Raw genomic sequence first — 14,591 nt, 5'->3', positions numbered from 1 at the left:
AACTAATCCGAAGTTACTGTGTTCTCAAAGATCAAAAGGGGGAATGTTTTTCCTGGAAATTTCGATGCTATGGTTATGCTTAAAGTGTTAGTTCAATAGTTACATGGCCCATGATGGCGTGAATACATTTAGTTGAAATCACAGAAAAAAGGCAAAAGACACGGCCTATTAACATTTGTGTAAACTTTCGTTTTATATGTAAGCAATTTGTGCTGTAATTATCCGCTAAGCTATTCGTCAAACTTATTTACATTGTGCTCTTCAATTCATCTCAATGTGGTAGTTACGGTTATGGAAGTCTTTTGGCTTAAATAAGGATATTAAATGCGCTCACTATCGGTACAGTGGAAAATCACCCTGCTTGCAGGCTGCTGTCTAATCATTACTTCACTGTCTCTTATTGGTTTTTCAATCTATAACGCGACCAGTAACCAACAAGTCATCAAATCTCAAAGCTCAGAATCAGTTATCAATAAAACTCAGCAGTTGCTGGCGTCTGTTTCTCAGCTTAATGCTCAAGAAACCCAACGCTATGTAGACGAAGCGGTTTACCGCGCAGAAATGTTAGCAGCCAGTGCTCAGTTTCTAAAGAACAATGCGGATGAAAACTTTACCCCAAGTGAAGAGCTTCGTACTGCGTTAGATGAAATGGTTCGTCGCTCAGTTTTGAACTTTGATTCTATTCAAGGTGCATATTTAGTTTTCCAACCTGATTTACTTGATGGTGAAGATGCGAATTATGTCGATGCGGACTATGTTGGATCTAATGAAAAAGGTCGTTTTGCTCCTTATTGGAAGGTGGCGGATAACGGCGAAAATGTTCTAGCGAACGTTCTGTCAGAACCTATCTTGAGCGATGATAGCAATAGCGAACGCTTTTATTGTCCTTTGTCTTCAGGGCAAACGTGTATCAGTACTCCACGAGTCGTGAATAGCGGTGGTACTGCATTACTTACCTCTTCAATTTCAGTACCTATCTTAGTTGATGATGTTGCTATTGGCTTCTTGGGTATTGACCTAAGGCTAGATGGCTTGACCAGTGTGGTCACGCAATCAGATCAAAGCTTATTTGATGGCGCTGGTGCCGTTTATGTTGTCAGCCTAGACGGTTCGGTTATTGCTTCAGATGACTCAAGTATTGCAGTCGGCTCGGTCTTTCAAAGTGACAATACCAACAGTGATTTAATGACCGACTTTATCTTCGGTGGCGAAGTGACGACTCAATGGAGTGATAATGGTGAGTGGTTACTCGCATTTGCTCCTGTTACCGCGGCGAACCAAACTTGGGGCGTGTTGTTTGAGATCCCGCGTGAGAGCGTAGTTGCCGATGCTAACCGATTGGATTCAATCATTAGTACTAAAGTAAGCGAAGGTATCCAAACGGAAGTGATCGTAGGCGTCATCTTTATTCTTTTTGGTTTAGCTATTATCGCGTTTTCTTCATTATCTATCGTTAAGCCTATCCGACAGGTAGTCGAAAGGCTCAATGATATCGCTTCTGGTGAAGGTGATTTGACTCAGCGTTTGGAGGTAAAATCTCAAGACGAAATTGGTCAGTTATCGCAAGGGTTTAACCTGTTCTTAGACAAGCTTCAGCACACGATTAAAGAAGTGATTCAAACCACTGAGCAAGTAGCGAGTACGACAAGTCAAGCTAAGGCATCAGCATCGAGTACACGTGAAAGCAGTGAATCTCAATTTAAAGAAGTCGATCTAGTGGCAACAGCCGCTGAAGAGATGACTCAGACTGCTGGCTTAGTGGTACAAAATGCAGAAGTTGCAGTTGATGCTGCTTGTGAAGCGAACCGTTCTGCTCGACAAGGGCAACAAGTCATCGAACTCTCAGCTGGAGAAATGAGAAAGCTGGTGGAGCGTATGTCGAGCGCTGTTCCTATTGTTGAAGAGTTAGCTAAAAATAACGGTAACATCACCGAAATCTTAAGTGTTATTGAAGGGATCTCTGAGCAAACCAACTTACTAGCATTGAATGCGGCGATTGAAGCGGCGAGGGCGGGTGAGCAAGGACGAGGTTTTGCTGTTGTAGCTGATGAGGTAAGAAACTTAGCAAGTCGTACACAATCATCGGTTGGTGAAATCAGAGCGGTGATCGACAAGGTTCATGCTGGAACTCAAGATGTTGTCGAAGCGATACAAGAAGGTAATATCTTAGCCAACGATACTGCGTTACATGTTCAAAATGCAGTTGAAGATCTTGGTTCGATTTTCACTTCAATTGAAGAGATCAGCGATATGAATAGCCAGATCGTCAGAGCAGCAGAAGAGCAGCAATCGGTTTCCGGCGAAGTGAATCAAAGTGTGGTTAACATTCGCGACTTAAGTGCGAAAATTTTGGAACAAGCTGCAGCTTCTGAGCAAGTGGGCAGCGAAATCGAGCAACTATCTCAACAGCAACAGAAATTGGTGAATCAATTCAAGGTCTAGTAGTTGAAGGTCTAGTAGTTCACGGTTTGGCTATTTAAGTTTAGCTAACGGTTGAATCGAAAAAGGGACAAATGAAGATTTCATTTGTCCCTTTCTGTTGTTCTAAGGCTATTAGGCTATTAGGTTCTAGGGCTCGGTGATATTCATCGAAACCAATTAACCAAGTTAGTCTTCGATAAACCAGTAACCTTTGTTTACCAATTCAGTCACGGCAGTTACACCTGAAGGAGTCAAAGTGGTTGCTGAGTTAATCACCGAGTCATCACACAGTACGTTTAGTAGCGATGAATCCGCTTCTTCAACCTTGACCACTTCACCATTGATGTAAGCCGTGTTGCTTTCATTCTCATGGTAGAGCGCTTTTAAGCCCGATACTCGACAGATCTCGCCTTCTGACTCTAAGTGCTGAGCGATCTCTTCTTCTGTCCATAATGGCTCAGGAGCGACGATATCAAGCTGGTGGCGTGATTGGCTTAGCAAACATCCCATGAATTCGCTGATGGTTTCAGGTTGCTCTAGTGCAGATTTCAACATGTCAGTTAGATTGCTTAAATCCGATGAACGAATCTTGCCGTAACCATCTTGCGTTTTGAATTCTGGATCGTGAAGATGAACGTCACCCATATCATGAGCAAGTACAAAATCGGCGAAGTTGCTGATTAGCTCTTGTTCTTTAGGGGAGCGATAGCCAATAGAGTAGCTCATTGACGGCTCTAACGTGTTCCCTTCATGCGGGAAACCCGGTGGGATATAGAGGATATCGCCTGGCTCTAAAGTTTCATCAATGATCGGTTCAAAACCTTCGATTTGACGAAGTGCAGAAGCTTGAACGGTCTCTTTGTATTGGCCCACATCTTTTGCGCCGACTTTCCACTGGCGTTTACCTTGACCTTGAATGATGAATACATCGTATTGATCAATATGGGGGCCAACGCCACCTTCTGGTGCTGAGTAGCAGATCATTAGATCGTCGAATAACCAGTTTGGTAAGGCTTGGAACGCTTCAGTCAGCTGATTTGCACCTTGGTGCCAGTGGTTCGCTGCTTGAACGATCAATTGCCAATGTGTTTCAGTTAGCTCGCCAAATTTCTCTTCGGAGAATGGACCATGTTCTGCAGTCCATTGGTTGTCGAGGTTAGAGACAAAGCGAGAATCCACTTCTTCTTCCATCGATAAACCAGCAAGTTCTTCCGGCGAAATTGGGTCGACGAAGTCTTGGAAGCCACCTTTTAAGATGGTTGGTTTTTTATGCCAGTAGTTTTCAAGAAATTCGGGCATAGAAAAGCTAAGTTGGTACATGTGAATCCTGTATGTTTTTATGCTAGATGCTAGATGCTAGATGCTAGATGCTAGATGCTAGATGCTAGATGCTAGTTTGGCTTGTAAATCTTGTTGGACAATCTTAATTGCTTCTAACGCCACTTTTGGGTCGATTTCGTTGCTTTCGAGCAGATAGATCAGGTCGACAGCTAACTTGACTTCTTCTGGCGCATTATCCAGTGGTGATGATGTGTTTTCAGTGTTCATTTCGCTTAGGGTTCTCTAAGTTAATCAGTCTCTCAATATTTTTCATTGAGTCTTCACAGCGTTCTAATCGTTCTTTTGCTAATTGCCAAGCCTCGTCCGCTTTTTTCTTACTGTGGCGAGGCGCAGAATCAAACGCTAACTTTCGTACTCGTACTAAATCGACCAGTCGCTTTTGCCAATCTTGGTGCTGAGCGAGTTCGTTGTATAGGTCGTTGAGATTTTTGCCTGACTTACTTTTTCGGTCTAAGCGTAAATCATGGTTAGCGAGCTCCCTTTGGATTGCAGCTATCTGGTTAGTCAGCTTTTCCGTCAGGTAGTTGGCCCGCGATGCGGTCAGTTGATTTGTCGCTTGTTCACGAATAATGGTGTTGTACGTTGTTTGAGTTTCAAGTGCGTAGGGCAGTAAAATAGAAGAGCTGCACTTAAATAAGGTTCGGTCAAACAAGGCTTGATGATAAGCACCACGGGCTTTGTCGACCTGAGAACTGTGCCCAATTAAGGTATCCAGTACACTTTTAAGATTTGAAAAATGGTTCATTTCGCTTCCCATTGGCTGGTGGCTATAAGTTTACAAACCACGCTTCGTAAGCTAGTTTAATCGCAAGGACACTCACAACAGTCACAAAGACAGGTCGTATAAATGTAGCACCAAAGCGAATAGCAGAATGTGCTCCAACAAATGCACCAGCCATCAAACAAAGCCCCATGGTTAAACCTAGAACCCAATCAATATGACCGAGAATCGCAAAGGTCACCAAAGAGGTGAAGTTGCTAGTGAAGTTCATCGCTTTAGACAAACCAGAAGCCAGTAAGATATTTAAGCGATAAAGTGCCATAGAACTCACCGTCCAAAACGCGCCAGTACCTGGGCCTGCAACACCATCATAAAAGCCAAGAATGAATCCTTGGTACTTTTGTTTTCTTTTAAGTACCGGACACGGTTTAGGAGACACATTATGGCTCACATCCGGAGTTTTATGAAAAATGGTATAGACAGCAGCGGCAAGAATAACTAATGGCAATACCTTCTCTAACCACTCTGTACTAATGGCATCAACAGTCAGGGTGCCGATTGTTGCACCTATTAATGTCGATATGAATGCATTGGTCCAACATTCAGGTTTGAACAGTTTCTTACGATAGTAAGTAAAAGCTGCAGTTGATGAGGCAAACGTTGCGGCCAGCTTATTAGTTCCGAGTGCAATATGTGGCGGTAAACCAAGCGATAGCAAAGCTGGGACGGTTAACATCCCTCCGCCACCGGCGACAGCATCGATAAAGCCTGCTGCAAATGCAACCAAGGCAAGTATGACCAACATGGTTGGCTCAATCATTTCCATAAATAGCTAGTGTTCTCGTTATCGGCTGTTAGGGCAACTACATGAATAATCAATGGATTAGTCATGTTGGGTTGTGAATGCGAGGGCCTAGCGATGACAGGCCCATAACTACCTTGAGGGCAGTAAAATTAGTATTTTATTGTTCTTTTAAAAGGCGGTAGCGAATCGAGTAGGGATTTCCCGTATCGCTTCGTGACTATGCGTCTATCAAGGATCGTGACTCTACCAGAATCTCGTTCTTTACGCAGCAATCTACCCACAGATTGAATAAGCTTTTTACTCGCTTCTGGAACAGTAATCTGCATAAAAGGATTACCGCCGCGTGATTCAATATATTCTGAATGTGCTCGCTCTACAGGAGAGGTAGGAACACCAAAAGGAATCTTGGTAATAACGAGGTTTTCAAGTAGCTCACCAGGTAGATCAAGACCTTCAGAAAAGCTACCCGTTCCAAAAAGGACGCTGGTCTTACCTTGATCTATCAGCTTTTTATGTTTTTTTAGGATTTCGGTTCGTGAAGTATCACCTTGAACCTGCAATGCCCACGACTTTTTAACGAAATCTGTTGCCAAAGCTTCTGCAACTTTATTCATTTGCCAATAAGAAGAGAATAAAACGAGATTGGCTTTGTTGTCTTCTATTACCTTAGGCAATATTTCAATAAGATATTCAGTAAACTGAGGTGCTTGCGGTTCGTACTTCATTGCAGGAACAACCAGCTCAGCTTGGTTCTGATAATCAAACGGCGATGCCAAAGCAAGAAATTGTACACCGTCTTCGGCTTTTTGACTGATACCAGCTTGATGACAGAAAAAGTTGAAGGAGTTGAGTGCTCTCATTGTCGCAGAGACGAGTACTGCACCAACACAACGACTCCAGATCTGTTGGTCCAGTTGCCAACCCACCTCTAGTGGCGAAACATTCACAACGAAATCGCCTTCACTCTCTTTATTTAGTTCAAGCCAACGCGCTAAAGGCGCTCCCTTCTCTCTCTTAGGTTCAGCCATTAAGCGCCAAACCTGAGCAAGGTTTTCTGTCCTTTGAATATAGAAGCCAATTTCTGCAAGCGCAGGCTCTGCCAGTTTTGTTGAAAGTTCTCCGTCTTTAACTCGTTCTGCAATCAGGTCTGCAATCTTCGCAACGGCTTGGCTCGCCTTTTGTGTGAGTTGCTTGAGATCTTTAGATTCATTCTCTAGCCAATCAGGTAAGTCGCCATGCTCGAAGCGATACAAGCCGTCTTCAAAGTGGCTTGCATCAAACTGTTTGCTCATTTGAGTCAGGGTAGGGATTAGCTGTTGCACTGAGTTTTGCAGTTCATTTCTAAATCGATGTACACGTTTCTCGTCGGCGAGGCCAGAAAGCTTAGTGATGGATTGATTCAAACGTTCTAACCACGATGCCGCGCCTTTTAAGCTCGCAGCTGCAGAGGAGTGATCTCTGGCTACATGCGGTAAATGGTGAGCTTCATCGAATATATAGATGCTATTTTCTGGCTCGGGCAGTATCACGCCGCCACCAAGGTCAGCATCAGCCATCACTAAACTGTGATTGGCGATAATCACGTCTGCTTTATCTAGCTCTGAGCGCGCTTTTTGGAAAGGGCAGTCTCTGTGCGTAGGCATACTGTTGTTACAGCTGTGCTTATCACTGACGATCATCTGCCAAATCATGTTGTCGATAGGTTTTGGCCACGAATCACGGTCGCCATCCCATTTACCTTGGGTTAGGCTGCGGTACATGGTTTGGAGTTGTTCGATGTCTTTCTTTTTTGGTTTGGACTCGAACATGGCCATTTGTCCACCATCAACCCCACAAGCGGCGGCTAACTTCTCGGTACAACAATAACGCTGTCTACCTTTGGCGAGTATAAAAGAGAACTCTCTATCAGTAAGTCTTCTATATAGAGGGAGATCTTTATTTACGAGCTGTTCTTGAAGCGCAACCGTCGCTGTTGAAATGACGATTTTTCGATTGTTTAGCACAGCGACAGGAATCGTTGCCATGAGATAGGCGAGTGATTTCCCGATTCCTGTTCCCGCCTCAGCAACAATCATGCGATTACTTTTGTGGTATTGACCACAAAGTGTCTTAGCTATTTCTGCAACTAGGTAATTTTGAGCACGTCGAGGTACAAAGTTGTCCAACTGATCTTGGAGGTTTTGATAACTGGTGCGAATGGATTTTTGAATTTTAGTAGTTAGCATACTGTGACCTACATAACGGAGCGAGGATAGTAGCACATATCACTAGTCGGTACATTTGCGGCGAAATAGCTTGCTTTTGAATCAAAGGTAGATCTTGTTCACAAAAAAAAACTGAACCATCAGGAACTTAACGATTTTATTTATGTTGTGAAATATAAATTTTAAAAAAGACTGGCTTGTAGGTGTTAAATTCTAATTTGTTACTTTTTTATTGGGTTATCTAGCTTTAAATTCTGTTATGTTCTTTTTTTATATTATTATATTTCCTGGTAAAACTAAGGATAAGTTACTCGTAAAACAATGAAAAAAAATGTAAGTCTTTGATTATTATTGGTTTGTGTTTTTTTTAGATGTGCTTTTAGTTTATTTGACACGCAGGATAATCTTTTGCAATCTAGACCTCGAAATTTAGTGACGGTGATTAACTAACAAAGAGTGGTAATGACCAGTCATAAAAATAAAAGGGAACCGGGCAAGGATCTCCCATTCTTAGAAAAGGCAGTGGATTTATTATGAAAAAGACTCTATTAGCGCTAGCAGTAATGACTGCAGCAGGTTCAGCAAACGCAGCTATCGAAATTTACAACCAAGATGGCGTATCTGTTGATCTTAAAGGCGACATTGAAGTTGTTTACAGCAACGAATTCGAAAAAGGTTCTTCGATGGAACAAAAAATCGAAGATGCGGACTTCGGCTTCGATGTAAAATATATGGTGAACGATGAGTGGAAAGTTGGCGCTTACTGGGAATTTAACGGTTCTACTAACGCAAACGCTGAAAACACTAAAAACGGCGATACATACGTAGCGGCATACCACAATACTTTTGGTTCAATCAAGTTTGGTCGCCTATGTACTGCTGTTGATGATCTAGGTATCGGTAGCGATGAAGCATTTGGTATTTCTACGCTTCTAGACAACGAAACTAAAGAATGTGCTGACGAAGCTGTTCGTTACGATTTCGATAATGGTGATCTTTACGCTACGTTAGGTTACGTTCAAGATAAAGTTGACGGTTCTAATAACGAAGAAGCTGAAGGTTCTAACGTAGAATATATTGATGCTCGTATCGGCTACCGTTTGACTGATTTCGATATCTCAGCATTTGTGGCTAACCTTAACGCTGAGGGCGCAGACGCTGATCACCAAGGTTACGGTGCTGAGCTAGTATACTCTGGTATTGAAAACGTATACCTATCTACAGCATATTACGGTGTAGCTTCTGACGCTGACAACGATGACAATTCTGTGATTGCATTTGCTGCTGGTTACACTGTGGGTCTTTGGGGCTTTAACGCTGGTTACTCAATCGGTGACCACGACCTAGATGTTAGAGACGAAGATCGTTGGTTTGTAAACTCAACTTACGCAATCGCACCAAACACGAAAATGTACGCGGAAGTGGGTGGCATCGATTACGATTCAGCGCGTCTCAACGACAAAGGTGAGAAGTACTACAAAACAGATACTGGTCTAGCTATTGGTGTTGAAGCATCATTCTAATTGACTTCTTAATTGAGTCTTAAAAAAAGCCACCTTAGGGTGGCTTTTTTGTTAGGATAAAGAGTAGTTTATTCGATTTGAAAGAGAGATATGATGAAGAAAGTATGGTTAGCTTTGGGCTTGCTTACAAGCGTTATTGGCAGTGTAAGTGCGGCAACCCTAACGCCTCAGAAAGGCGTATCAATTTTGTTCATTAATGGACAACAAGCTGAAAACAAAATTAGTGAGAATCACATCAATGAAGGCTTTAACCAAGTTCTAGTTCGCTTTGATAAAAAATTTGGTAATAGTGGAGTATACTCTTCAGCGCCTTATATATTGAGCTTTAATGTTACCGGTGATGAAGTGAAAATTAAGTCCCCAAAAGCACGTAGTTATATTGAAGCAGAGAAGGTCTTCGAAAGCGGAAATCCTTCATGGAATGTTATGCAAGATGAAGTGGCAATCAAATATCAACAGGATATCATTGAGCGTAAACCTGGTTTTGTACCTTTTGGCGGGCTAGACTCCCGGTTGGTTGAGTATAATGAAAGTAATGCGATCTACTTCAAGGATGGTGTGTTGCTTGATAAACCGGCCGACGCCGTGGTTTTAGTTCCTGTGGCAACAGGAATGGTTGTAGAAAATGAAGCTAAAGCTCAAACGAAAACTGCGTCAACAGAAGCTCAAAGTGTCGAGCAATTGAAAGCTTGGTATCTAAAATCTTCTAAAAAAGAGCGCAAAGAATTCCGTAAATGGATGATTGACCAAGAGTAATCATCCTTCAGGTACAAAAAAGCGAGACTAAATAACTGTCTCGCTTTGTTAAATTGCTATGAGTTAAATCTCTTTCCACTCACCAGGCTGAAGCTGCCCCACGTTCATATTGCCCATCGAATAGCGGATAAGACGCAGGGTAGGGAAGCCGATATTTGCTGTCATTCGTCTTACCTGACGGTTGCGCCCTTCAATGATAGTAATCGCTAACCATGTTGTCGGTATTGCGGCTCTGAAACGCACTGGAGGGGTTCTTTCCCACACAACAGGTTCAGACATCACCTCAACCTGAGCAGGCAGTGTCATTCCGTCTTTTAGCTCCACGCCTTTTCTCAATTTATCTAAATCTTCCTCAGAAGGTGCGCCTTCAACCTGCACCCAGTAAGTCTTTGGTGATTTTGAGTTTGGTTGAGTTAACTTAGCTTGGAAGATGCCATCGTTGGTCAAGACCATTAACCCTTCGCTGTCGCGATCTAGTCGACCCGCCGCGTAAACATCTTTAACAGGAATAAAGTCGGCGAGTGTTTTTCTCCCTTCGCCATCAGTGAACTGGCTGAGAGTATCGAAAGGCTTGTTGAACAAAATGACTTTGCGATCTTCGATTGCCACCTTAGGTTTCACGTTGGTAGGTTTGCTTTTATATCGATGCTTACTCGAGTGCGATTTTTTATGCGAACTACCCGTGTTATTTTTATCACTGCTTCGGTTTTGTCTATTACCGCTTTGTTTTAATGTTGCACCAGCACGAGCTGGTTTGTCTGAACGAGATACGCTGTGTGAGCGAGTAGACATGTTAACTACCTTGCAAAAATGTAAACGAAGTGTGCTGAAAAGTTTTCACTGAAACGGAATTGAGCTATCATTTGCGCGCCTAAAAGACACAAAATAGAACAAGTTGATGGACTCTTAAGCCTGATTTGTTTAATTATACCTTCGTGTTTTATTATAACTGGCTCTTTTATTAAAACAATGCACTCACGGATTTGGTTCATGCTGTCATCAAGATTGCATGAAAAATAAGATAGAGTACGACTATCGAGTAAGCAGTTTTCACTCTTTGAGTGGCTTACTGGTCAATTTATAACATGCTCACTATTTTAAATGAGCTTGTAAGAACTATAGGGAAATTTCATGCCTACTGAAAAACCAACGATCATCTATACCATTACAGATGAAGCTCCGGCGCTAGCAACTTATTCTCTACTGCCAATCATTCAATCTTTTACAGCTTCTTCTGGTATTAACGTTGATACTCGCGACATTTCACTTGCAGGGCGCATTATTGCCAACTTCCCTGACTATTTGAACGAAGAGCAACGTATTGGTGATGCATTAGCAGAACTAGGTGAATTGGCTAAGACACCAGAAGCGAACATTATCAAGCTTCCAAACATCTCTGCATCTGTACCTCAACTTCAAGTAACGATCAAAGAGCTACAGTCAAAAGGTTACGCACTTCCTAATTACCCAGAAGAAGCAAACACTGACGAAGAGAAAGCCGTTAAAGCAACTTACGATAAAATCAAAGGTAGTGCAGTAAACCCTGTACTACGTGAAGGTAACTCGGATCGCCGTGCTCCACTTTCTGTTAAGAACTATGCGAAGAAGAACCCACACTCAATGGGTGCATGGTCTGCAGATTCTAAGTCGCACGTTTCAAGTATGGACGACAAAGACTTCTTCGGTAGTGAAAAGTCAGTAACGATTGAAGGTGCTACAGAAGTGAGCATCGAATTTGTTGGCAAAGATGGCGCGAAGAAAACACTGAAGCCAGCTTTTGCACTACAAGATAAAGAGATCATTGATGCGTCAGTGATGAACAAAGCTGCTTTGGTTGCGTTCTTTGAGAAAGAAATCGCATCGGCTAAAGAGCAAGGCGTACTGCTTTCTCTTCACATGAAAGCGACGATGATGAAAGTGTCTGACCCAGTGATTTTTGGTCATGCGGTTAAGGTTTACTACAAAGATGTATTCGCTAAGCACGGTCAACTGTTCAACGAGTTAGGTGTTGATGTAAATAACGGCATCGGCGATGTATACGCAAAAATCGCTGCACTTCCTCAAGATCAGAAACAGGCAATCGAAGCTGACCTACAAGCAGTATACGAAACTCAGCCTCCACTAGCGATGGTTGACTCAGACCGTGGCATTACTAACCTACACGTTCCAAGTGACATCATTGTTGATGCATCGATGCCTGCAATGTTACGTTCTTCAGGTCAAATGTGGGATCCAGAAGGTAAGCAAAAAGACACGAAAGCAATGATTCCAGATCGTAGCTACGCGAGCATCTACCAAGCGGTTATTGATTTCTGTAAAGAGAACGGTGCTTTCGACCCTACAACAATGGGCAGTGTACCAAACGTTGGTCTAATGGCTCAAAAAGCGGAAGAGTACGGTTCTCATGATAAGACTTTCATCCTTGAAGCTGCTGGTCAGGTTCAAGTTGTAGACGCTTCAGGTTCAGTGCTTCTTGAGCAAGACGTAGAGGAAGGTGATATCTTCCGTATGTGTCAGGTTAAAGATGCACCAATTCAAGATTGGGTTAAGCTAGCGGTTACTCGTGCTCGTGCATCGGGTGTTCCAGCGGTATTTTGGCTAGACGCGTCTCGCGCACATGACGCGCAGCTTATTGAGAAAGTAGAAGCGTACCTTCCTGAATACGATACTGATGGTCTTGAAATTAAGATCCTTGCTCCACTTGAAGCAACTCAATATTCATTGGTTCGTATCAAAGAAGGTCTAGATACTATTTCTGTTACAGGTAACGTATTACGTGACTACCTAACGGATTTATTCCCAATTCTAGAGCTTGGTACGTCAGCTAAAATGCTATCGATTGTTCCACTAATGAACGGTGGCGGTCTGTTTGAAACAGGTGCTGGCGGTTCTGCTCCTAAGCACGTGCAACAAGTAGAGAAAGAAAACCACCTGCGTTGGGATTCTTTAGGTGAATTCTTGGCATTAGCGGCATCTCTAGAGCACCTAAGCGTAGTCACTGGCAATGCTAAGGCACAAGTTCTAGCTGACGCGCTTGATAAAGCGACGGGCGAGTTCCTAGATAAAAACAAATCTCCTTCACGTCGAGTAGGTGAGCTTGATAACCGTGGTAGCCATTACTACCTAGCAGCATACTGGGCTAAAGCGCTTGCTGAGCAAACGGTTGACGCTGACCTTGCTGCTGAGTTTGCAGGTGTGGCAAGTCAATTGGCTGAAAGTGAAGAAGCTATCGTTGCTGAGCTAAACAACGCTCAAGGTCAAGCCGGTGATTTAGGTGGTTATTACCTACTTGATGATACACTGGTTTCATCACTAATGCGTCCAAGCTCAACACTGAACGCATTCATTGACGCATAGTGATTAGACTCATCGTTAGCAAATTATGATCATGATTTACTAACGAGTTGCTTGGTCTGACAGTTAAGTCATAGATCAATACAAAACGAAAGACGCTTTAACGATAACGTTAAAGCGTCTTTTTTATTCATAATGTTTTGCTAGACCTAGACCTAGACCTTGGGGGCAAACATCCTCGAGCGAATTGTACTGTGAGCAACGTTAAAGCTTCTAGATCGAAAAACCGCTCATTTAATCCTGTATTAGGGGTATCAAATGAGCGGTTTCAATATTCTGTTTACCTGTCAGCCGTTAATTAGGACTGATGGAGGTCAACATGATTTGGCCATCGCCTATTTAGCGGCGCTGCCTTCTACAGGAACAACAGAGCTAGCGTGCGAGCCTTTAGGTCCACTTTCTACTTCATAGTCGACCTGCTGACCTGCCTTTAAGGTTCGATAACCTTCCATCTGTATTGTGGAGTAGTGCGCGAAAATATCGCCGTCTTCACCTTCTGGACAAATAAAGCCAAACCCTTTGGCATTGTTAAACCATTTTACTGTACCTGTAGCCATGCTATACATCCCTCATGCATTTTGTTACTAACGTTGTTATATCAATTGTTGTAAGTGCGATTGATATCATTCCTACCAACTAAATAATTTCAGCTGATAGCTTGAATCTCATACATTGCTTACGGAAATTAACGCTACCCTGCGTAATTATTCCTTATTGTTCATTCTTAACGCGTATTACTCGATTTTGAATCTTGTTATAAAGTTGTATCAGAAAAACCTTTTAGCTCCAATGTAGCTAATGATTGAGCGCAGTCAATAGTAAATTGGTATAAAAGTGATCAATTTTAATAACAAATCACATTCGAGATTTACTGCAAGCTATTAACTAAATAGTAACTTATCGGTAATCTTATCGTTAGCATCAATAGTTGTGGTGTCTTTTTAATCAATCACATATGTTAATCCTGTTAATAGAGATCTTTTATTTGCAGCGATGGAAATGGTGGATTAGGCTCAGTATAGAGGAATATTTTTTGGTACTGTTTCTCGGTGCAGTTTCTTAGTACACCGTAATGCGTGAATGTGGTAAATTTGAATGACGTAAAACTCACGACTTCCGAAAAATAACTCTTAGCAAAGCGATATGAGCAGAAACTTTGAATGGGCATCTCCAGGCTCAGATTTACTGGAGAAAGAAGATACAAAAGTAAAGCCACCGGCGATGTATAACGTTGTATTGAATAACGATGACTACACGCCTATGGACTTTGTAATCGAGATCCTAGAGCGATTCTTCTCACTAGATATCGAACAGGCAACGGAAGTGATGCTCAAGGTTCATTATGAAGGTAAAGCTATATGCGGCACATACAGTGCTGAAATAGCGGAAACAAAGGTAGCGCAAGTAAAGATGTACTCAAAGGAAAATGAGCATCCGCTACTATGTACAATGGAGCAAGTATAAAT

At 42.5% G+C, this 14,591-nt stretch carries 12 protein-coding genes; 5 read left to right on the top strand and 7 right to left on the bottom strand.

The window, feature by feature from the left end:
* Nucleotides 1–324: 324 nt before the first annotated feature.
* Nucleotides 325–2,442 (top strand): methyl-accepting chemotaxis protein, encoded by a 2,118-nt coding sequence (locus L3V33_RS08805; protein WP_237290260.1) that lies wholly within the window; start codon nt 325–327, stop codon nt 2,440–2,442.
* A gap of 165 nt (nt 2,443–2,607) precedes the next feature.
* On the opposite strand, the gene L3V33_RS08800 is transcribed toward L3V33_RS08805, so the two are convergent.
* The 5 genes from L3V33_RS08800 to dinG form a co-directional block, all read right to left on the bottom strand.
* The gene (locus tag L3V33_RS08800; RefSeq protein ID WP_237290259.1) at nt 2,608–3,741 is read right to left on the bottom strand and encodes a cupin domain-containing protein; all 1,134 of its coding nucleotides are present in this window, start codon (nt 3,739–3,741) and stop codon (nt 2,608–2,610) included.
* 57 nt (nt 3,742–3,798) lie between these two features.
* Entirely contained in the window at nt 3,799–3,969 is a 171-nt protein-coding gene (rsmS, locus tag L3V33_RS08795; protein WP_171314139.1) for a pleiotropic regulatory protein RsmS, read from the bottom strand.
* Nucleotides 3,959–4,507, bottom strand: coding sequence for a primosomal replication protein (locus L3V33_RS08790; protein WP_029405213.1), 549 nt, complete (start codon nt 4,505–4,507; stop codon nt 3,959–3,961). The genes rsmS and L3V33_RS08790 overlap by 11 nt, the downstream gene beginning before the upstream one ends.
* Before the next feature lie 22 nt (nt 4,508–4,529).
* Complete coding sequence (locus L3V33_RS08785; RefSeq protein WP_004736543.1) at nt 4,530–5,309, bottom strand: TSUP family transporter; 780 nt, start codon at nt 5,307–5,309, stop codon at nt 4,530–4,532.
* Between the two features lie 128 nt (nt 5,310–5,437).
* A complete protein-coding gene (dinG, locus tag L3V33_RS08780; RefSeq protein ID WP_171327800.1) occupies nt 5,438–7,513 on the bottom strand; it encodes an ATP-dependent DNA helicase DinG in 2,076 nt (691 codons plus the stop codon).
* A gap of 512 nt (nt 7,514–8,025) precedes the next feature.
* On the opposite strand from dinG, the gene L3V33_RS08775 reads away from it, so the two are divergent.
* Both L3V33_RS08775 and L3V33_RS08770 read left to right on the top strand, forming a co-directional pair.
* The gene (locus L3V33_RS08775) at nt 8,026–9,015 is read left to right on the top strand and encodes a porin (RefSeq protein ID WP_237290258.1); all 990 of its coding nucleotides are present in this window, start codon (nt 8,026–8,028) and stop codon (nt 9,013–9,015) included.
* A 90-nt stretch (nt 9,016–9,105) separates the two neighbouring features.
* The gene (locus L3V33_RS08770) at nt 9,106–9,771 is read left to right on the top strand and encodes a DUF2057 domain-containing protein (RefSeq protein ID WP_237290257.1); all 666 of its coding nucleotides are present in this window, start codon (nt 9,106–9,108) and stop codon (nt 9,769–9,771) included.
* Between the two features lie 63 nt (nt 9,772–9,834).
* Here the strand turns inward: L3V33_RS08770 and L3V33_RS08765 are convergent, their stop codons facing one another.
* Nucleotides 9,835–10,563 carry a pseudouridine synthase gene (locus L3V33_RS08765; RefSeq protein ID WP_016768423.1) on the bottom strand — a complete coding sequence of 243 codons (729 nt, stop codon included), beginning with the start codon at nt 10,561–10,563 and terminating at the stop codon, nt 9,835–9,837.
* 339 nt (nt 10,564–10,902) lie between these two features.
* Here L3V33_RS08765 and L3V33_RS08760 point away from each other — a divergent pair, with 339 nt between their 5' ends.
* Entirely contained in the window at nt 10,903–13,128 is a 2,226-nt protein-coding gene (locus L3V33_RS08760) for an NADP-dependent isocitrate dehydrogenase (protein ID WP_237290256.1), read from the top strand.
* 332 nt (nt 13,129–13,460) lie between these two features.
* Here the strand turns inward: L3V33_RS08760 and cspD are convergent, their stop codons facing one another.
* Entirely contained in the window at nt 13,461–13,682 is a 222-nt protein-coding gene (gene cspD / locus L3V33_RS08755; protein WP_004736548.1) for a cold shock domain-containing protein CspD, read from the bottom strand.
* A 586-nt stretch (nt 13,683–14,268) separates the two neighbouring features.
* Here cspD and clpS point away from each other — a divergent pair.
* Complete coding sequence (gene clpS, locus L3V33_RS08750; RefSeq protein WP_237290255.1) at nt 14,269–14,589, top strand: ATP-dependent Clp protease adapter ClpS; 321 nt, start codon at nt 14,269–14,271, stop codon at nt 14,587–14,589.
* The last annotated feature ends 2 nt before the right edge of the window (nt 14,590–14,591 follow it).

The sequence above is a fragment of the Vibrio sp. A2-1 genome (assembly GCF_021728355.1).
In the GTDB taxonomy this organism is placed as follows: Bacteria; Pseudomonadota; Gammaproteobacteria; order Enterobacterales; family Vibrionaceae; genus Vibrio; species Vibrio splendidus_K.
This window is presented reverse-complemented; position numbering and strand designations above follow the sequence as displayed.